The organism is Pseudomonas sp. (assembly GCF_035554175.1).
Taxonomy (GTDB): domain Bacteria; phylum Pseudomonadota; class Gammaproteobacteria; order Pseudomonadales; family Pseudomonadaceae; genus Aquipseudomonas.
The window spans coordinates 26,002-45,696 of sequence record NZ_DATMIV010000001.1; the positions used below are offsets into that span (position 1 = coordinate 26,002).

Here is a 19,695-nt window from a genome sequence, read left to right on the forward strand (position 1 = left end):
TGTCCATGGAGGATTTATAAATGCAGCGTAATGGAATAACGCTTCCGCCGATTGTTGTGCGTCCGGATAAACAAGATGAATATTTACATTATTTAGGTGCAGGAGACGGTTCGGGGCCAAACATCAACTTTGCGCCTTTGGGTGAAATACTCGATATGGAAAGTATCTATAAAGATACTTCCAGGAATATTGCTCAGGTCATTGAACATGAACTGGCAGAAGTGCGGGCAGCAGGTGATCAAAGTGTATTGCCTCCTTTGGATGCGCTGGCGCGGGAGATGCGCTTCAGGGAGTCGCTGACGACACGAAAATTCAATGCGTTTTTCGTGGCGAGAGACGTTGCCATTCAACGTTTCAGTCATGCCCAAATTGAAATTTTTTTTAACGGTGGCCGGTTACCACAGGTCAATCGGCGAGGCAGTAGTGTCAGCGTTCGGCAGGCCTATAGCGCCTTGTTCAATGCCAAGCTGCTAATCGAAGGCATCAACTTGTTGAACAGCCAGTCGGCCACGGTCAAAGGCATGATTGCTGTGGTGCAAGCTCAGGAAGCCGAGCGGATCGCCCAGGATCAGGCGCGGTTGGCGGCGGAACACGCCCGGCAGGCTGCACAGGAACAGGCCCGCGTCGCTCAGGAGCAGGCGCGGCGGCTGGCGGAAGAACTGGCGCGGCAGGCCGCCGCCAATGAACTCAGGCGGCTTGAAGAAGAACAGGCCCGCATGGCGGCTGAGGCACTGGAGCGCAAGCGTGCCGAGGAACAGGCGGCGCTTGAGGCTGAAGCCGAAGCACGCAGGGTGGATGAGGAAAAGCGCCGGCAGCAAACCCCCGGTGGGCACAGTAGCCCATTGCGCTTTCAGGGCAATATCAGCCACGCCCAACTGGTATTTGCGACCTCCGGTGGGGCGGTTGCGATTGCCGACAGCCTGATGGCGGGTCTTGCCGCTTCGATTCGCTCGGCGGTTGCCGGTTTATCTGGGCTGGCTGCTGGCACAGCGTCCGGCCTGATGGTGGGGGTGAGTGCGTTTGTCTACTCGCCGGTGTTGGGCAATGGTGAGCTGCCTGAACGCTTTCTGCTCAGCCTTCCATTGGCAGATCTGCTGCCCGGTCCGTTGCCTGATCTGAACACGCTGGCGAACGAAAGAGCACGACTGAATCTGCCGGTGCGTTTGAGTGCCCGGCCACTGACGGGATCACTCGCCGAGCTGCTTGTCGTTCCGGTAGCGGGGACAAAACTGCCATCCGGCGTTCGCGTGATAGCAGCTGGCTACAACGCTGGGGATAACACTTACAGCGCGACGCTCAATGACATTCCGCCGACCACTGCGGTCTGGACGCCATCGATAACTCCTACAGACAGTTCAACGCTGTTTCCCATCGAAAATCCGGCTCCGCCTCGATACATCGGCGGCAATCTGGTACCGATCAAAGGGCGGATCGACGCTTATCCGGGGCGGGGCAACATTCGTTTCGACGACTTCATTCTGGTCTTCCCTCCGGAATTGGGTCTGCCCCCGCAGTACGTCATGTTCCGGGATCGACGCAATGATCCAGGGGTGGCCAGTGGTTATGGAGAGCCGGTTGCGAATGGATGGCTGGAGGCGGCAACGCAAGGCGAGGGCGCGGCGATTCCATCGAGAATCGCAGATCAATTGCGAGGCAAGCAGTTCAACGATTTCAGGGCTTTCAGGGAGACTTTCTGGAAGGCGGTGAGCGCTGACGTTGAGCTGGCGATGTGGTTTGATCCAAATAGTCTCAGTGCAATGAGCAAAGGGCGGTCAGCGTTTGTGAGAGCGGGTGATCGAGTTGGTAAACGAGTGAAACTTGAGCTGCACCACGTCTCATCGTTATCGGACGGTGGGCAGTTGTACGATATTGATAACCTGCGTTTGCTAACTCCGAAGCAGCATTTGGAAGTTCATAAGGGAGTCGAGTAATGAAAAAGTTAATGATCAGTGATATGTCCGAAGAGCAGTTTTTGCATTTTGTACAAAAGATATGTCAATCGGATTACGCGACTGAAAAGGGGCATACCTCAGCTGTTATGGAGTTTGAACGACTGAGCGAGCATCCAGCGCGTTCCGATTTAATCTATTACCCGGAACCGGGCAAAGGTGGTCCGGAAAACATTGTGGCGGAAGTAAAAAGATGGCGGGCCGCCCACGGCAAACCTGGTTTCAAAGACCAGTAAGCGCTGCCCCCTATTGGCGCATCTGCCGATAGGGGGCTCAAGGGGACTCAATCGCCTTTCTTGACCTCCACCCCAGGCGTAATCACCTGCACACTCATCCGCGGTGTCGCCAGATCCAGCCCCGCCTCATCCAGTTGCCTTTTCAGCGACAAGTTGAACGCCCGGGAAACTTCCCACTGTTTGATCGGCGCAGTCTTGAACCGAGCGCGCAGGATCGCGCTGCCGGACTCGAAACTTTCCACGCCCTGAATCTCCAGCGGCGACCAGATGTTGCGGCGTTGTAGCGGATCGCTGCGCATCTTCTGGCCGACGTCGCGCATCAGTTTGATCGCGTCGTCGATTTCCATGTTGTATGGCACGGCGACGCGGAAGATCGCGTAGCCGAATTCCCGCGAGTAGTTCTTGATGCTTTTGATTTCGCTGAACGGGATGGTGTGGACGATGCCGTCGATGTCGCGCAGGCGCACGGTGCGGATGGTCAGGCCTTCGACGGTGCCGAGGTGGCCACCTACGTCGACATAGTCATCGATGGCCAGCGAGTCCTCGATGATGATGAACAGGCCGGTGATCAAGTCAGCGACCAGGGACTGTGCGCCGAAACCGATCGCCAGACCGATCACACCGACACCGGCCAGCAGTGGCGTAACGTTCATGCCCATGTTCGCCAGCGCGACGATCAGTGCAATGATGAAAATCGCCACGAACAGCACGTTGCGGATCAGCGGCATCATCGTCTGCGCGCGGGCGTTGGCCAGGCCTTTGCGCGAGCGGGTGAGGGCGTGATGCACGGCGGTGTCGGCGAGGATCCAGATCAGCCAGGAGAAAACCAGCGTGCCGATCAGGCTGAACAGTTTGACGCTGATGTCGTGACCCTCGCCGTCGGCGAAAGCGATCAGCGACTGGCCCCAGACACGCAGGCCCAGTTCGATGAAGACCAGCCATACCAGCAAATGCGCGAGGGTATAGAAGAAGTTTTTCAGTCGTTCCGAATACAGCGCATGGCGTTTCGGCCCGCGTTGCGGCTTCAGCGAATGCCGACGCACGAGGCCGTTGATCACCATGCACAACACCAGCAGAACCGTGCAGATCAGCGACTGCCGCAGCGCGGTGCTGGTGTCGCCGGCGGAGACGAACGTGGCGAACAGCGAGATGCCGACCAGCACCAGCGCCGGTACGTACCAGAAGGTACCGAGGATTTCGATGGTGTCGCTGAGGGCGCGGCGGGTCAGGCGGCGCGACAGCGGTTGGTTGCGGATCAAGTGCGCGATCGGCCGGCGGAATCGCAGGATGAACAGGCCGGTCGACAGGGCGGCGAGCACATTGGCGGTAGTCGCTGCGGTGTGCGCCAGATGCACGCCGAGGCTCTCGACCAGGCGCGGATCGCTCAACGCTTCACCGAACGCGGCGAAGCTGCCGATCAGCCACAGCGGTCGAAATGCCTGATGGCGCAGGATGTACAGCGCGCGATGGCGATGCGGGCCGTCCAGCAGGGAGAAGGCAATTACGCAGATCGCCGAGAAACAGGTGCCGACGACCAGGGCATAGGCCAACACCATCGCCAGGCTTTTGCCCAGCGATGACGGCAGCGCGTAGCTCATGTAAACGGTCATCACCAGGGCGATCAACCACGGCCCGAGCTTGCGCAGGGCGAAGCGCAGCATGTCGAGGGCCTTGGGGTGTTGCGGCAGTTCTTCGGTCAGGCCGAAGCGCAGGCGCACGCGGTGGCCGAGCCAGATCAAGGCGGCGGCGAGCAGGCTCCAGACCATCAGGATCATGGCGAAACCGAAGATGATCGGCAGCCATTCATTGGCCGGCAGCAGCTTGCTGGTCAGTTCGTCCCTGGCCAGTTCGAACTCGTTGGACCAGCGGGTGATCGGGCTGTCGGCGCCGGAGAACTGTTTTTCGAAGTTGGCGAGGGTGCCGCCGATCAGGCCGAGAACGCCTTCCTCCGGGGTGGCCTGAGCCTTTTTTGTGGCATCGCGCAGTTTTTTCAGATCACTGAGCAGCTGCGCGCGTTGCTTGTCGTTTTCCAGCGATTTGATCACTTCATCCAGCGATTGGCCGAGGGGTTCCTGGGCCTCGGGCTGGGGTTTGGAAGTGTTGAGCAGACCGGGCAGACCGACCGCTTGCGCGGGCGCCAGCGGCAACAGGGTCATCAGGCAGACAAGCAACAGACCAGGCAAAGCAAAAAGACGAGCGAACACCAGGGGACAACCTCGCGATAGGCGGATGCGCAGGAGTGTACGAGGCCCTCGGGCGCAATGCGAGCCGGGCTCGGTCATTCGTTGAGTTTGGCGAGGATCTTGTAGACCACGGTGGCGAGGATCATCAGCATGCCGATCCACATGGCCAACACCCCCGCGTTCTTGTCGCGGAAGTTGAAGCCGATGGCCAGCAGGATCATCCCGCAAAGAATGGGAATGAGCATGGCGTGGAACGAGGACATCGAGATCATGGAGACTGCCTTGTCTTGGGTGATCCTTTGAGTCTAGGCAGGTTTTCGAGGCGGGGTGTGATGTGGCTCAGGAATGCATCAGGTCAGAGAGGATTCTGCTGTCTGCACAAGCGCTTTCGCGAGCAGGCTCGCTCCCACAGGTTGGAATGCAACTCAATGTGGGAGCGAGCCTGCTCGCGAAGTTCTTCAGCTTTTACGGCAATTCACGACTGGCATAGAACGCGCTGAGCACTTTGACCAAATGTGCCAGGTCATGGCTGCCGCACAGTTCGCGGATCGAGTGCATGGCGAAGGTCGGCAGGCCGATGTCGACGGTGCGCACGCCCAGGTGGCTGGCGGTGATCGGGCCGATGGTCGAGCCGCAGCCCATGTCGCTGCGCACCACGAAGCTTTGCACGGGTACTTCTTCGGCCATGCACAGATGACGGAAGAAACCGGCGGTTTCGCTGTTGGTGGCGTAGCGCTGATTGCTGTTGACCTTGATCACCGGACCGGCGTTGAGTTTCGGGCCGTGGTTGGCGTCGTGCTTGTCCGCGTAGTTGGGGTGCACGCCGTGGGCGTTGTCGGCCGAGACCAACAGGGATTTCTGGATGGTGCGAACGAACTCGTCACCTTCGGGCAGCAGACGGCGCAGGGTCTGTTCGAGCATCGGGCCGTCGGCGCCGCAGGCCGAGCAGGAACCGACTTCCTCGTGGTCGTTGCACACCAGCACGCAGGTTTCGTCGGTCTCGGCGCTGAGCAACGCTTGCAGGCCGGCGTAGCAGGACAGCAGGTTGTCGAGGCGCGCACCGGCAATGAAATCACCGCTCAAGCCGATGACCGCAGCGCTTTGCGTGTCGTAGAAGCTCAGCTCGTAATCAAGCACCACGTCGGCGTTCAAACCGTGTTCGCGGGCCAGTTGATCGGTGAGTACGGCGCGGAAATCGACCCGCTCGTCACCGGCGAACTGCGCAAGAATCGGCGGCAGCTCGGTCTGCGCGTTGATCGCCCAACCCTGGTTGGCTTCGCGGTTGAGGTGAATGGCCAGATTGGGAATGATCGCGATCGGTGCCTTGAAGTCGATCAACTGGCTCTCGACCTTGCCGTCACGGCGGAAGGTCACCCGGCCGGCCAGCGACAGATCGCGGTCGAACCACGGCGCCAGGAGCGCGCCGCCGTAGACTTCGACGCCCAGTTGCCAGAAGCCCTGACGTTGCAGTTCCGGTTGCGGCTTGACCCGCAGGCAGGGGCTGTCGGTGTGGGCACCGACCAGACGAATGCCGTCGTGCAAGGGCGAGTTGCGGCCCATTTTGATCGCAACGATCGAGGAGTCGTTACGGGTCACGTAATAGCGGCCGTTGGCCTCGGTGGTCCAAGGCTCGCGCTCGTCGAGGCGCACATAACCGGCAGCCTCCAGACGCTGAACGAGACTGGCGGTGGCGTGGAACGGGGTAGGGGAGGCCTTGAGAAAGTCGATCAGGCCCTGGTTCAACTCTGCGCGCATAAGAAACTCCAGACAGCAATGGGCGGGAGTTTAACGTATTGGCCGGGGAATTGAATCTGCACCGGAACCCTGTAGGAGCTGCCGAAGGCTGCGATCTTTTGATCTTGTTTTTGATTTACGAAACACCAGATCAAAAGATCGCAGCCTTCGGCAGCTCCTACATGGGTTCGGCGGTGTTCGTCAGAACGGCGCCGGGCACTCGAAGCGCAGGCGCTCGCCGGTTTGCGGGTGGGTGAAGCTGAGCATGCTGGCGTGCAGGCACAGGCGCGGCCACGCCGCCAGCGCTTGTTCGTGGGCGTAGAGTCCGTCACCGAGCAGCGGATGACCGATCGACAGCATGTGCACGCGCAACTGATGCGAGCGGCCGGTGATTGGTGTCAGCTCGACGCGGCACCAGTCGCCGCAACGTTCCAGCACTTTCCAGAACGTCAGCGCATGCTTGCCGAATTCATGATCGACCACGTGCCGTGGTTTGGTGGGCGGGTCGTAGCGCAACGGCAGGTCGATGCTGCCGCTGTCCAGTTCCGGCTGACCCCAGGCCAGTGCGGTGTAGGCTTTTTCGGTTTCGCGGTCGTGAAACTGCCGCGACAGTTCGCGGTGAGTGTCGGCATCACGGGCCAGCAGGATGATCCCGGAAGTTTCCCAGTCCAGCCGATGGACGATGCGCGCTTCCGGGTAGCCGTTTTCCTGCAGACGGGTGATCAGGCAGTCTTTGTTGTCATCGGCGCGCCCGGGCACCGAGAGCAGCAGGGTCGGTTTGTCGACCACCAGAACGGCGGCGTCCTCGTGGATGATGCGGATGTTGGACAGCGGCATTAAAACAGCCTCGTAACAAATGCCAACGGCGGCTCGGAACTGCTGATAAACCTGCAGGAGCTGCCGAAGGCTGCGATCTTTTGACTTTGAAGATCAAAAGATCGCAGCCTTCGGCAGCTCCTGCACGAGCATCAATAGTCCGAGCCGCCGTAGCGACTGCCAAATCGACTCAGCGATCGGGCAGGGTGATGTTGAGTTCCAGAATCGAGCAACTGCCCTGGCTTTCCAGTGCAACGTGTACGTCGTCGTTGCCGATGTTGACGTACTTGCGGATCACGTCGACCAGTTCCTTCTGCAAGGCTGGCAAGTAATCCGGCGTGCTGCGCTGGCCGCGCTCATGCGCCACGATGATCTGTAGACGCTCTTTCGCTACCGAGGCGGTACTTGGCTTTTTGTTGGCACGAAAGAAGTCAAAAAGGTTCATTACCTACCTCCAAACAGGCGCTCGAAGAATCCCTTCTTCTCGACATCGAGGAATCGGTGGGCTTTATCTTTGCCCAGCAGGCGGTCGACGGTATCGCTGTAAGCCTGACCGGCATCGCTCTGGTCGTCGAGAATCACCGGCACGCCCTGGTTGGAAGCCTTGAGCACCGCCTGGGATTCGGGGATCACGCCGAGCAGGGTCACCGAGAGGATTTCCTTGACGTCTTCAACGCCGAGCATCTCGCCCTTTTCAACACGCTCCGGGTGGTAGCGGGTGATCAGCAGGTGTTCCTTGATCGGGTCTTCGCCACGTTCGGCGCGGCGCGATTTGCTCGCCAGCAGACCGAGCATGCGGTCCGAGTCACGTACCGAGGAAACTTCCGGGTTGGTCACGACGATCGCTTCATCGGCGAAGTACATGGCCAGGTGTGCACCTTTTTCGATGCCCGCCGGGGAGTCGCATACGACGAACTCGAATTGTTCCTTGAGCTCCATCAGGACTTTTTCCACGCCTTCGACGGTCAGCGCGTCTTTGTCGCGGGTCTGGCTGGCGGCCAATACGTAGAGATTTTCCAGGCGCTTGTCTTTGATCAGTGCCTGTTGCAGGTTGGCTTCGCCATTGACGACGTTGACGAAGTCATACACCACGCGGCGCTCGCAACCCATGATCAGGTCGAGGTTACGCAAGCCCACGTCGAAGTCGACGATCACTGTTTTGTGGCCGCGCAGAGCGAGACCGGTACCGATAGCGGCGCTGGTGGTGGTCTTACCCACACCACCCTTGCCGGATGTAACCACGAGAATCTTGGCCAAGGTGTTTCACCCCTAAGGAAGAAGGACTGTTCAGCCCCTGAAAAACATCTCTTGAAAACTACTGCAGTCGGACAGCCTTGGCTGGAATTTGGCTTTGAGCCATTTTCCTACTTCGTTTGAGCCGTTTTCGCTACGTTTTAGAGATGCTTGGAAAATGCGGCAGTATCCGTTAAAGCCGAATGATGTTCAACACGTCGCCCGACAGGCTGACCTGGACGCCCGAGCCCCACATCGGATCGCGACGCAGGTCCTCGGAGACCTTGTAATGACCGGCGATGGAGATCAGTTCAGCGCTCAATTGCTGACAGAAAATCCGTGCCTTGGTATCACCTTTGACGCCGGCCAGCGCGCGGCCGCGCATCGGGCCGTATACATGGATGTTGCCATCGGCAAGAAGTTCCGCCCCCGGACTGACCGAAGAGACCACCACCAGATCGCCACCCTGGGCGTAAATCTGCTGGCCACCACGTACTGGCGTGGTGATGACGCGGGTCGGTTTGACGGTTGGCTCAGGCGGTTTTTCCGGTTTCTTTTTGACTTCAGCTTCCGGCGTTTCCAGCGGTCGCTCGCGAGCGCCGGAGGGCGGCAGCACGGGAATGTCGATGGCGATGGCGGCGGCGATGTCTTCGATGCGGCTGGCACGAATGGCCAGGGTGCGCAGGCCATGCTGACGGCAGACACGCATCAGGCCCGGCAAGTCGACGGCGCCCTGGTTCGGCGGCAGTTTGTCCAGCGCCAGCACCAGCGGTGCGTTGCTGAAAAAATTCGGCGCCTGGGCAACTTTGGCGGCCAATTGCCGATCGAGGCTTTCGAGGTCGTTACGGGCCAGTTCCAGCACAGTGATGGCCAGCATGCTGCCCTTGAGCTGGAATACGGGATCTTGGTCTAACGGGTCGGTTTGGCTCATGTCGGCATACAACGGCTTGTCACTAAAAGTGCCGAGACTTATAACGAGAACGCCCGCGAGCCGCAAGCCGGGTCGAACGATGTAGAATGCGCGGCCACTGTATTTACGGAAGCTTTAATGGATCGCCCGCGTTTTCGAAAAGCATATCTTGCTCCGCGCTTCTGGCCGCTCTGGTGTGGCCTGGGGCTCTTGTGGCTGATCGTGCAGTTGCCGTATCCGGCGCTGCTGACCATCGGTCGAGTTTTGGGTGCGTTGATGTATCGCGTCGCCAGTGACCGGCGAACCATCGCTCGGCGCAATCTGCAATTGTGCTTCCCGGAGAAATCCGCCGCCGAGCGCAAACGCCTGCTCAAGGAAAACTTCGCCTCCACCGGTATCGCCTTCTTTGAAATGGCGATGAGCTGGTGGTGGTCGCGCGAGCGCCTGGCGAAACTGGCTCACGTCGAAGGCCTGGAGCATCTGCAAAAGGCCCAGCGCGAAGGCAAAGGAGTGATCCTCATGGCCGCGCATTTCACCACTCTGGAAATCGGCGCAGCGCTGCTCGGCCAGCAGCACACCATCGACGGCATGTACCGCGAACACAAAAATCCCTTGTTCGACTTCATTCAGCGCCGTGGCCGCGAGCGGCACAACCTCGATTCGCTGGCGGTGGAGCGCGACGACGTGCGCGGCATGCTCAAGCTGCTGCGCTCGGGCCGGGCGATCTGGTACGCGCCGGATCAGGACTACGGCGCCAAGCAAAGTATCTTCGTGCCGCTGTTTGGCATTCAGGCCGCAACGGTCACCGCGACGACCAAATTTGCCCGCCTGGGCAAGGCGCTGGTGGTGCCGTTCACCCAGGAACGTCTGGCCGACGGCAGCGGTTATCGCCTGGTGATCCATCCGCCGCTGGAAGACTTTCCCGGTGAAACCGAAGAAGCCGATTGCATCCGCATCAATCAGTGGGTCGAGAGCGCCATGCGTGCCTGCCCCGAGCAATATCTGTGGGCGCATCGACGCTTCAAGAGCCGCCCGCCGGGCGAGCCGAAGCTTTACCCCAAGCGCCGTTGACGTATCCGTCCTGAAAAGCACCCTGGAGTGTTGCGATGAGTCCTGCTGAACCGGTCACAGGTTTGATTCTTTCCGGCGGCGGGGCTCGGGCGGCGTATCAGGTCGGGGTGCTGGCGGCGATTGCCGAGTTGCTTCCGGCAGGCTCCGACAATCCGTTTCCAGTGATCGTCGGCACCTCCGCAGGTGCAATCAACGCGGTCAGCCTGGCCAGCGGCGCCACTGACTTTCGCGCCGCCATCGAACGCCTGTCCCTGTTCTGGCAGGGCTTTCGCAGCCACCGCGTGCTGCGCAGCGACTGGCCCGGCGTAATTCATCAGGCCAGTCGTTTTGTCAGCCACAGCCTGCTCGGCCTCGGTCGGCAAATGCCGGTGGCGCTGCTCAACAGTTCGCCGCTGCGCGAACTGCTGGATGAAAAACTGCACCTGCCCGGCATTGCCGAGTCCATCGCGCGCAAGCAGTTGCAGGCCGTGGCGGTGACCGCATTCGGCTACGAGTCGGGGCAGGCGGTGACGTTCTATCAGGGCGGCGGCACTATTGATGCCTGGCTGCGCCATCGCCGCATTGGCGTGCCGACACACCTGTCGGTCGATCATCTGTTGGCCAGTTCGGCGATTCCGCTGCTGTTCGCGCCGGTGAAAATCGGCGAGGAGTATTTCGGCGATGGCGCGGTGCGCCAGTCGGCGCCGATCAGTCCGGCGCTGCACCTGGGCGCCAGTCGCGTGCTGGTGGTGGGCGTCAGCGGCAACCCGCGCGGCCTCGATCCGCAGCAGCCGCTGGAGCGCGCCTACACCGGCCAGCAACCGACGCTGGCGCAGATCGGCGGGCACATGCTCAACAGCACGTTCATCGACAGTCTCGAGAGCGATATCGAATTGCTGCAACGCCTCAACCAGTTCAGTCATTTATTGCCGCCCGGTACGCCGACCCGTGCGCTGGGCGTCGCGCCGGTGGAGGTGCTGGTGATTGCGCCGAGTCAGCCGATCGACGAGATCGCCGCGCGGCATCGCCAGGAATTGCCGGCGGCGTTGCGTCTGTTCTTGCGAGGGCCTGGGGCTACGAAGACGAGTGGGGCGGGTGTGCTGAGTTATCTGCTGTTCGAAGCGGGGTACTGCAGCGAGTTGATTGAGCTGGGGCGGCGGGATGCGCTGGCCAAGCGCGAGGAGCTGTGCAGGTTTTTGCGGATATCCGAAGCGCTCATTCCAGCCTGAAAACGGCGCTGAGGCCTTCGCGAGCAGGCTCGCTCCCACATTGGAACTCGGTCGAATGTGGGAGCGAGCCTGCTCGCGAAGCTTTCACTATCAGAAGTGGAACTTCACCAGGAAGCTCGTGGTGCTCTGATCAGTCTTGAAATACTGACTGTCCTTGATCCCGTACTTGTCCGACCAGTAGTCGTATTCGACGCCGACATACAGCTGCTTCTCGCCGAAATTCAGCGCTTTGCCCAGGTCGTATTTGACCTGCGGGTTGAAGTGCAGGTTGGCGTGGTAGTCGCCCTTGGAATTGGAGTCGTTATCGACCACCCAGTCCATGAAGCCATCGATCAGGATGTTCGATTTGCCGACCGGGATGGTGTAGGACCACACCGGGGTGATCTGCCAGACATTGTCACCGGCGCGTGCGCCCTGGGTGTGACGCTGATAGAAGTTCAGCTGGAAGTAGTCGAAGCCCGGAATCGCCAGGTCGAAACCTGGACCGATCAGATAAGCCTCGGTATCGCCTTCACCGAACTCATACGTCATGGCCAGCAGCACGTCGGTCACCGGGCCGAACCCGATCTTCTGGTCGAGCACCTTGCCCAGCGAGATGCGCGGGCTGAACTCACCGTAGTAGGTGTTCGGGCCGTTGCTGAAGTCCTTGCCACCGTTGTAGAAGATCTTGTCGAAGAAGAAGAAATTATCCCCGTACGTCCAGGCATCGGCGTGCTCGAAGGTCACGGTCTGCTGAATGCGTGGATTGACCTGGAAATCCTTGCCATACAGGTAGGTCAGGCTGTTGTTCTGCCACTGCAGCAGGCCTTCGGCCATGGCCTGGCCGCCGGCGAACATCGATCCGGCCAGCATCAGGCTGGTGCACATGCGTTTCATTCGGTTGCTCCCAAAGTAGGTGTTCCACGTTATTTTTTTAAGTTCGGCGCTCTGGTGTGGCGCCTTTTTTCGTTGCTGAAAAAATCATCCGATCGGTCAGCTTCATTGCTGTTAGCAAGAGCTGCGCCAAGGCTTTTCCAAACGCAAAAAAACGCCCGTCGGCTGCTGAAAAACAGTCGATCGAGCGTGTTTTCGGGATGCCTCAGTGCTGACCGTGGCCGGGGTAAGTTGGCTTTTCGGTCAGGAAATAAATCCGGGCTTTTTTTTAGACCGAATTCGGAAGGCCGCGGAGAATACTGACTCCTCGGCCAGCGCTCAAGTGCCCCGCAACAGAGCGGCGACGACAGGTATGGAGCACAGTGGCGGGCCATCCTAGAAGTGCACCTTCAGCAGCAGGCTGGCGGTGTTCTGGTTGGTGTCGAAATTGTGGCTGCTTTCGATGCCGTATTTGTTCTTCCAGTAGCTGTACTCGGTGCCGACGTACACGTGTTTCTGACTCCAGCCCAGTGCTTTGCCGAGGTCATATTTGATCTGCGGGTTGATGTGCAGGTTGGCGTGATAGGTGCCGCGCGAGTTCTCGTCATTGTCGACGACCCAGTCGAGGTAGCCGTCGATCAGCACATCGGAATTGCCCAGCGGGAAGCTCCAGGACCAGGCAGGGGTGATCTGCCAGACGCCATCGCCGGGGCGCGGACCTTCGGTGTGGCGGCGGAAGATGTTGAGGGTGACGTAATTGAAACCGGGCACTTTCAGGTCGAAGCCGGGACCGATCAGGTAGGCCTCGCTTTCGCCTTCGCCGTACTCATAGGTCATCGCCAGCAGCACGTCCTTGATCGGGCCGAATTCGATCTTGCGATCGAAGATCTTGCCGAAGGACAGGCGCGGGGTGAATTCGCCGTAGAAGGTGTGCGGGCCTTTGTTCGGGTCTTCCTTGCCGTTGTAGAAGATCTTGTCGACGAACAGAAAGTTGTCGCCGTACTTCCACTTGTCGGCATGCTCGAAGGTGACTGTCTGCTGATACGACGGGTTGATCGCGAAGTTCTTGCCGTACAGATAGCTGAGGCTGTTGGTCTGCCACAGCAGCAGATCGCCGGCCATGGCCTGGGACGCGGCCAGCAGGCCGCCACCCAACAGAACGTTGGTATGCGTGCGAGTCATCTGTTGCTCCCTCTTGTTTTTATTGTTGAGGCAGGGTGTCGCTTGCCCCTGTGGGAGCGAGCCTGCTCGCGAAGAGGGTGTCAGTCGCCATCGCTGTCAAATGACACACCGCTTTCGCGAGCAGGCTCGCTCCCACAAGGTTTTGTGGTGACTCCGTTAATGCTGGTGAGCATGGCAATCGTTGATCGCCGCACGCTCCTTGCCACCGAGGATGTTGAACAGCAGGTTCAGGGTCAGCGCGCTGAGGGTGGCCATGGCGATGCCGCTGTGGGTGATCGGGCTCATCCACATCGGCAAGTGCGCGAAGAATTCCGGGCGCACCACCGGGATCAGGCCCATGCCGATGCTCACCGCGACCAGCAACTGGTTGCGCCGGTCACCGATGTCGGCTTCCTGAAGGATCCTGATGCCGGTGGCGGCGACCATGCCGAACATCGCAATCGCCGCGCCGCCCAAAACCGCCGGCGGAATCGACGCGACCAGAAAGGCTGCTTTCGGCAGCAGACTGAGAACGATCAGCAGACCGCCGGCGACGACAGTCACCGAACGGCAGCGCACGCCGGTCATCTGCACCAGGCCGATGTTCTGCGCGAACGAAGAGTGGGTGAAGGTGTTGAAGAAACCGGCCACGAACGAGGCGCCGGCGTCGCACAGCAAGCCGCGGCGCAGCATGCGTGGGCAGACTTCCTGACCGGTGATCTTGCCCAGCGCGAGGAACATCCCGGTGGACTCGACGAAGATGATCACCACCACCAGGCACATCGACAGGATCGGTGCCAGCTCGAATTTGGGCATGCCGAAATGCAGCGGAGTGACGAATTGAATCCACGGCGCGTTGGCCATGCCGCTGAGGTCGACCATACCGATCACGCCGCACAGCACGTAGCCCAGGCACATGCCGATCAACACGGAAATGTTGACCCAGAAACCGCGCATGAAACGGTGCACCAACAAAATGGTGGCCAGCACCAGAGCGGCGATGGCCAGATAGATCGGTGAGCCGAATTGCGCGGCGGCGGCACCGCCACCGGCCCAGTTCACGGCCACGGGAAACAACGATAAACCGATCGAGGTGATGACCGTGCCGGTCACCAGCGGCGGGAAGAAGCGCACGACTTTGGACATGAACGGCGCGATCAGCATGCCGAAAAAACCGGCGGCGATCGTCGCACCGAAGATGCCTTGCAGACCGATACCGGGCATGCCGGCCATGGCGACCATGCTGCCGACCGCGGCGAAACTGGCGCCCATCATCACCGGCATGCGAATGCCCATCGGGCCGATGCCGAGCGACTGCACGATGGTGGCAATCCCGGCGACGAGCAAGTCGGCGTTGATCAGAAAGGCGATTTCTTCACGATTCAGGCCAGCGGCCTGTCCGATGATCAGCGGCACCGCGATGGCACCGCCGTACATCAGCAGAACATGTTGCAAACCGACCAGAATCAGTTGCAAAAGGGGCAAACGCTGAATGGCGGGTGCGTCGGGGATGCGCGCTTTGGATAGCTCGGACATGCAACACCTCGGATCTTTTTTATTCTTGTGATTGACAGCTGCCGGGTTGCTTGCAGCTGTTTCTTTGCATCAGGGAAACCTGTGGGAGCGAGCTTGCTCGCGAAGGCGCCGTTTCACTGAACATCAATGTGTCTGACCCACCGCTTTCGCGAGCAAGCTCGCTCCCACAGGAATTGAAGGTGTCCTTGTGGGAGCGAGCCTGCTCGCGAAGCTTTTACGGCTTAGTTGGTCTGTGCTCCCTGGGCAATCCAGGCAGCGATCAGGTCACGTTCCTGCTGGGTCATCTGGGTGATGTTGCCCAGTGGCATGATCTGCGTGGTGATGGCCTGCGCCTGAATGCGCGCGGCGTTCTGGCGGATCTGCTCGGGGGTGTCGAACATCACACCGGCCGGGGCCGCACTGAACAACGGGCTGGTCGGTTTGGACGAATGGCACACCGTGCAACGCTCTTGAATCACGTGGTGCACCTTGTCAAAACCTGGACCTGCATTGGAGGCTTGTGCCGGCGCTGCCGCAGACGCTGCGGGTGCCGCCGGTTGCGCCGCTGCGGCCGGTTTCGCGCCACCGCCCAGTGCCGTTTCCGGCAGCGGTTGGTACTCGATTTTGGCTGGCGCCTTGGCCACTTCAGGTGCGCTCGACATCGGCGTCGGGCCGGTGACGTAGGCCAGACTGATCATACCCACCGCTGCCACCGGCAGGGTCCAGGCAAACTTGTGGCTGTCGTGACGGGTGTTGAAGTAGTGACGCACCAGCACCGCCAACACTGCGATCCCGGCCAGGATCAACCAGTTGTACTGGCTGCCGTAGGTGCTCGGGAAGTGGTTGCTGATCATGATGAACAGCACCGGCAGGGTGAAGTAGTTGTTGTGCCGCGAACGCAGCAGACCCTTGGCCGGCAGTGCCGGATCCGGCGTGCGGTTCTCGGCGATCGCCGCGACCAGTGCGCGTTGCGCCGGCATGATGATGCGGAACACGTTGCCGACCATGATGGTGCCGATGATCGCGCCGACGTGCAGGTAGGCGCCACGACCGCTGAACACTTTGCTGAAGCCATAGGCCGCGGCAATGATCAGGACGAACAGGATGAAGCCGAGCAGGGCGGGTTTTTTGCCCAGGGCCGAATCGCAGAGGAAGTCGTAGACGAACCAGCCGACGATCAGCGAGCCGATACCGATGGCCACGCCTTCAGGGCCACTGAGGCCGCTGCCGGGTGCCACGAGATAAAGCACGGGATTGGAGTAGAACACCACGCACAGCAGCGCGATCCCCGACATCCAGGTGAAGTAGGCTTCCCATTTGAACCAGTGCAGGTTCTCCGGCATCGATGGAGGGGCCAGTTTGTATTTTTCCAGGTGGTAGATGCCGCCGCCGTGGATCGCCCACAGATCCCCGGCCAGACCGGTTTTCGGGTTGACGCGGTTGAGGTTGTTCTCCAGCCAGACGAAGTAGAACGACGCGCCGATCCAGGCCACGCCAGTGATCATGTGAACCCAGCGCACGCTCAGGTTCAGCCATTCCAACAGATGTGCTTCCACAGTCTTTACCTCTCGCCTGTCACTCTTGTTGTCGAGTGATCAGACCTTCTCTTATTGGTGGGGGGCGAGGATCAAACGCTCATCCTCTTTGAAAAAATGCTCATCGCAGTTATTGCCTGTGCCACTGCGATCAACCACCAGGAAGTCATCCCGCTTTTCGATCGTCAGCACCGGGTGGTGCCAGACGCCGCGATGGTAATTGATGCCCTGCCTGCCGTTGGTGACGAAGGCGCGGACCAAGCCTGATACAGGTTCATCGCCAAGTGGCGCGACCACGATCAGAAAGGGGTTGCCGAGCAGCGGAATGAAAGCCTGGCTGCCCAGCGGATGGCGTTCCAGCATGCAAACGGTCAGCGGCATGTCCTGCGCATCGGCGCGGAAAATGCTGATGATGGCGTTGTCCTCAGGCGCTGCGGTTTCGACCGTCGCCAGTTTGTGGAAGCGCATGGTCGAACCGTTGTTGATCATGAAGTGATCGCTGCCATCGGTTTCGATCACGTCACCGAAAGGGGCGAAGGCTTCTTTGGTCAGCGGTTCAATCGTCAGTGTGCGCATGCTGTTCTTCTTATCCAAAATTCTGTGTTGTTCAACTTGCCAGTGCGTCTTGCGCAATCCCTGTAGGAGCTGGCGAAGCCTGCGATCTTTTGATTTTGTTTTTAAGATCAAAAGATCGCAGCCTGCGGCAGCTCCTACAGACTCAGCATTACTTCGCGACCTTGCCCAATACACGCAGGCGACTCACGCCACCATCCGGGAACACGTTCAGGCGGATGTGGGTGATTGGGCCCAGTGCCTTGATCTGCTCGACGAAGGTGTGTTCGGCGTGCATTTCCAGCTTCTGGCTCGGCAGCAGTTCGCGCCAGAACAGCGACTGGGTTTCGATCTGGCTGTCGGTGCCGCCCTTGACGAACGCGCCCTGGATCGAGCAGGTGTCAGGGTAGTTGCCCTTGAAGTGCAGGGTGTCGACGACGATTTTCTCGATCTCGCCCGGATGGCCCAGGGCGACGATGACCCAGTCATTACCCGGCGTGCGACGACGCGCGGTTTCCCAGCCGTCGCCCATATTGATGCCACGGCCCGGATTGAGGATGTTGCTCATGCGGCCGAAGTGTTCGTCGGAGCAGGCAAGGGCGCGGCCACCGTTCAGGGCTGCGGCCAGATCGACTTGCTCGTTGTCGCCAACCGCCGACCAGTCGCGGAACGGAATGCCGTACACGCGCAGACGGGCAACGCCGCCGTCCGGGTAGATGTTGAAGCGCAGGTGGCTGAAGGCCTGGTCGTTGCTGATTTCGTGGTAGTGATGGCTGTTGCCCTGCAGCTCGACGGCCGACAGCACTTCGGTCCACTGGGTGTTTTCATCCGGCTCGCCCGAGGCCAGGAAGCACGCTTCCAGCGAGGCCGATGGCGGGTAGTTGCCGGTGAAGAATGAAGTGTCGATGTCCACGCCTTTGATCGAGCCCGGTACGCCCAGACGGATCACCGCGCTGTCGTAGCCTTCGAAGCGCTTGCGGCGCGACTCCCAGCCGTCCATCCACTTGCCGTTGTCATCGAACACGCCCTCCTTCCACACGGCCGGAGTCGGCTGAAACAGACGATTGGCGTCTGCGAACCAGTCATCGGTGACCGAAATGATCTTGGTGCCCAGACGGGCATCGGCCAGGTTGACGTATTTTTCGAAAGGTACGGCGTAAGCTTTCATTCTTCTTGTCTGCCTTTGAATAAGTGGCTGGGGATGCTTGCAGGGCCCTGGGAAACACAAGCGTTCTAGAGGTTTCTCGGGCCAGGCTTGCTAAAGAGTCAGTAAACGGAACAGGGCAATCTTGTTGATCTCCGCCAGCGCGCATTTGAACTCGGCGTCTGCCGAATTGTTGATGCGCGTTTCGAACGCCGCGAGGATCTGATGCCGGTTGCTGCCTTTTACCGCCATGATGAAGGGAAACTTGAACTTGGCCTTGTAGGCGTCGTTCAGCTCGGTGAAGCGCTGGAACTCTTCGGCCGTGCATTGGTGAATCCCCGCGCCCGACTGTTCTTCAGTACTGGCCGCGGTAAGCTGGCCCTGGACGGCGGCTTTGCCGGCCAGGTCCGGGTGAGCGTTGATCAGGGCAAGCTGGCTTGCATGATCGGCGCTCAACAGGATGTCGCTCATGCGCTGGTGCAGGGTTTCGATCTCGTCGATCGAAGCATCTACGCCCAGGTCGTAGGCCTTTTCGGCCACCCATGGCGAATGTTCGTAGATGTCGGCAAAGGCTTTGACGAAAGCGTCGCGGTTCAGGGTCGACGGTTGCAGGGTTTGAAAGCGGCTCATTTGGCGGCCCCTTGGTACGGGTGGGTTTGCTGCCAGTGGCGCGCGATGTCGACGCGACGGCTGAACCACACCTGTTCATGACTTTTGGCGTATTCGATGAAGCGCTTGAGCGAAGCAAGGCGAGCGGGGCGGCCGATCAGCCGGCAGTGCAGCCCGATCGACAGCATTTTCGGTGCCTCGGCACCTTCGGCGTAGAGCACGTCGAACGCGTCTTTGAGGTATTCGAAGAAATCGTCACCCTTGTTGAAACCCTGCACTTGGGTGAAGCGCATGTCGTTGGTGTCGAGGGTGTACGGGATCACCAGATGCGGCTTGCCGGTCGGGTTGTTCGGCTCCCAGTAGGGCAGGTCGTCGTCGTAGGTGTCGCAGTCATAGAGGAAGCCGCCTTCTTCCATCACCAGGCGACGGGTGTTCGGCCCGGTGCGACCGGTGTACCAGCCCAGCGGACGTTCACCGGTCAGTTCGGTGAGGATGCGGATCGCTTCGAGCATGTGCTCGCGTTCCTGCGCTTCGTCCATGTACTGATAGTCGATCCAGCGGTAGCCGTGGCTGCAGATCTCGTGTCCGGCCTCGACCATCGCACGGATCACGTCCGGGTGACGCTGGGCGGCCATGGCCACGGCGAAGATGGTCAGTGGAATGTCGAATTGCTTGAACAGTTTGAGAATCCGCCATACGCCGGCACGGCTGCCATACTCGTAAAGCGATTCCATGCTCATGTTGCGCGCGCCCTGCAGCGGCTGAGCGGCAACCATTTCGGACAGGAAGGCTTCGGATTCCTTGTCGCCGTGCAGAATGTTGCGCTCGCCACCCTCTTCGTAATTGAGCACGAAGGACAGGGCGATCCGGGCGTTGCCCGGCCAGTGTGGGTGAGGAGGGTTACTGCCGTAACCGATCAGGTCGCGTGGGTAGTCAGCGCTCACTGCAGTCTTCCTTCTTGTACGTTGACAGATTGGTGTGGCGGCC

General features: G+C 60.0%; 19 protein-coding genes. 4 read left to right on the plus strand and 15 right to left on the minus strand.

The features are described 5' to 3' along the window. Positions 1-20 precede the first annotated feature (20 nt). On the plus strand, positions 21-1,931 hold the full coding sequence (locus VNV36_RS00125) for a pyocin-S2/colicin E7-DNase domain-containing protein (RefSeq protein ID WP_325715092.1): 1,911 nt from the start codon (positions 21-23) through the stop codon (positions 1,929-1,931). Next, entirely contained in the window at positions 1,931-2,185 is a 255-nt protein-coding gene (locus VNV36_RS00130) for a bacteriocin immunity protein (RefSeq protein ID WP_186565859.1), read from the plus strand. Before VNV36_RS00125 ends, VNV36_RS00130 begins: the two co-directional genes overlap by 1 nt. Positions 2,186-2,232: 47 nt before the next feature. Here VNV36_RS00130 and VNV36_RS00135 read toward each other — a convergent pair whose 3' ends face one another. The 7 genes from VNV36_RS00135 to minC form a co-directional block, all read right to left on the minus strand. Continuing rightward, entirely contained in the window at positions 2,233-4,389 is a 2,157-nt protein-coding gene (locus tag VNV36_RS00135; protein WP_325715095.1) for a mechanosensitive ion channel family protein, read from the minus strand. A 74-nt stretch (positions 4,390-4,463) separates the two neighbouring features. After that, a complete protein-coding gene (locus tag VNV36_RS00140; protein WP_325715097.1) occupies positions 4,464-4,640 on the minus strand; it encodes a hypothetical protein in 177 nt (58 codons plus the stop codon). Positions 4,641-4,833: 193 nt separating this feature from the next. Further along, entirely contained in the window at positions 4,834-6,123 is a 1,290-nt protein-coding gene (locus VNV36_RS00145) for a M18 family aminopeptidase (protein WP_325715099.1), read from the minus strand. 180 nt (positions 6,124-6,303) lie between these two features. After that, the gene (locus tag VNV36_RS00150) at positions 6,304-6,939 is read right to left on the minus strand and encodes an RluA family pseudouridine synthase (RefSeq protein ID WP_024012204.1); all 636 of its coding nucleotides are present in this window, start codon (positions 6,937-6,939) and stop codon (positions 6,304-6,306) included. A gap of 169 nt (positions 6,940-7,108) precedes the next feature. Beyond that, complete coding sequence (gene minE / locus VNV36_RS00155; RefSeq protein WP_003223146.1) at positions 7,109-7,363, minus strand: cell division topological specificity factor MinE; 255 nt, start codon at positions 7,361-7,363, stop codon at positions 7,109-7,111. Continuing rightward, the gene (minD, locus tag VNV36_RS00160; RefSeq protein WP_096822931.1) at positions 7,363-8,175 is read right to left on the minus strand and encodes a septum site-determining protein MinD; all 813 of its coding nucleotides are present in this window, start codon (positions 8,173-8,175) and stop codon (positions 7,363-7,365) included. Before minD ends, minE begins: the two co-directional genes overlap by 1 nt. Positions 8,176-8,344: 169 nt before the next feature. Continuing rightward, positions 8,345-9,082 carry a septum site-determining protein MinC gene (gene minC / locus VNV36_RS00165; protein WP_041479318.1) on the minus strand — a complete coding sequence of 246 codons (738 nt, stop codon included), beginning with the start codon at positions 9,080-9,082 and terminating at the stop codon, positions 8,345-8,347. Positions 9,083-9,199: 117 nt separating this feature from the next. Between minC and VNV36_RS00170 the strand changes: the two genes are divergently transcribed. After that, the gene (locus tag VNV36_RS00170; RefSeq protein ID WP_325715107.1) at positions 9,200-10,132 is read left to right on the plus strand and encodes a lipid A biosynthesis lauroyl acyltransferase; all 933 of its coding nucleotides are present in this window, start codon (positions 9,200-9,202) and stop codon (positions 10,130-10,132) included. 35 nt (positions 10,133-10,167) lie between these two features. Next, positions 10,168-11,340, plus strand: a complete 1,173-nt coding sequence (locus VNV36_RS00175; RefSeq protein ID WP_325715109.1) for a patatin-like phospholipase family protein — start codon at positions 10,168-10,170, stop codon at positions 11,338-11,340. A gap of 90 nt (positions 11,341-11,430) precedes the next feature. Here the strand turns inward: VNV36_RS00175 and VNV36_RS00180 are convergent, their stop codons facing one another. The 8 genes from VNV36_RS00180 to puuE all read right to left on the minus strand — a co-directional run bounded on the left by VNV36_RS00180 (position 11,431) and on the right by puuE (position 19,652). Further along, positions 11,431-12,216, minus strand: a complete 786-nt coding sequence (locus VNV36_RS00180; protein ID WP_325715111.1) for an outer membrane protein OmpK — start codon at positions 12,214-12,216, stop codon at positions 11,431-11,433. A 372-nt stretch (positions 12,217-12,588) separates the two neighbouring features. After that, positions 12,589-13,374 carry an outer membrane protein OmpK gene (locus VNV36_RS00185; RefSeq protein WP_325715113.1) on the minus strand — a complete coding sequence of 262 codons (786 nt, stop codon included), beginning with the start codon at positions 13,372-13,374 and terminating at the stop codon, positions 12,589-12,591. 156 nt (positions 13,375-13,530) lie between these two features. Continuing rightward, a complete protein-coding gene (locus VNV36_RS00190) occupies positions 13,531-14,889 on the minus strand; it encodes a nucleobase:cation symporter-2 family protein (protein ID WP_325715115.1) in 1,359 nt (452 codons plus the stop codon). Between the two features lie 221 nt (positions 14,890-15,110). Then, positions 15,111-16,424, minus strand: coding sequence for a urate hydroxylase PuuD (locus VNV36_RS00195; RefSeq protein ID WP_325715117.1), 1,314 nt, complete (start codon positions 16,422-16,424; stop codon positions 15,111-15,113). 51 nt (positions 16,425-16,475) lie between these two features. After that, the gene (locus tag VNV36_RS00200; RefSeq protein ID WP_325715336.1) at positions 16,476-16,979 is read right to left on the minus strand and encodes an ureidoglycolate lyase; all 504 of its coding nucleotides are present in this window, start codon (positions 16,977-16,979) and stop codon (positions 16,476-16,478) included. A 148-nt stretch (positions 16,980-17,127) separates the two neighbouring features. Continuing rightward, complete coding sequence (gene alc, locus VNV36_RS00205; RefSeq protein ID WP_042608506.1) at positions 17,128-18,123, minus strand: allantoicase; 996 nt, start codon at positions 18,121-18,123, stop codon at positions 17,128-17,130. A 90-nt stretch (positions 18,124-18,213) separates the two neighbouring features. After that, the gene (gene uraD / locus VNV36_RS00210; RefSeq protein WP_325715120.1) at positions 18,214-18,729 is read right to left on the minus strand and encodes a 2-oxo-4-hydroxy-4-carboxy-5-ureidoimidazoline decarboxylase; all 516 of its coding nucleotides are present in this window, start codon (positions 18,727-18,729) and stop codon (positions 18,214-18,216) included. Then, entirely contained in the window at positions 18,726-19,652 is a 927-nt protein-coding gene (gene puuE, locus VNV36_RS00215) for an allantoinase PuuE (RefSeq protein WP_325715122.1), read from the minus strand. The genes uraD and puuE overlap by 4 nt, the downstream gene beginning before the upstream one ends. Between the last annotated feature and the right edge of the window lie 43 nt (positions 19,653-19,695).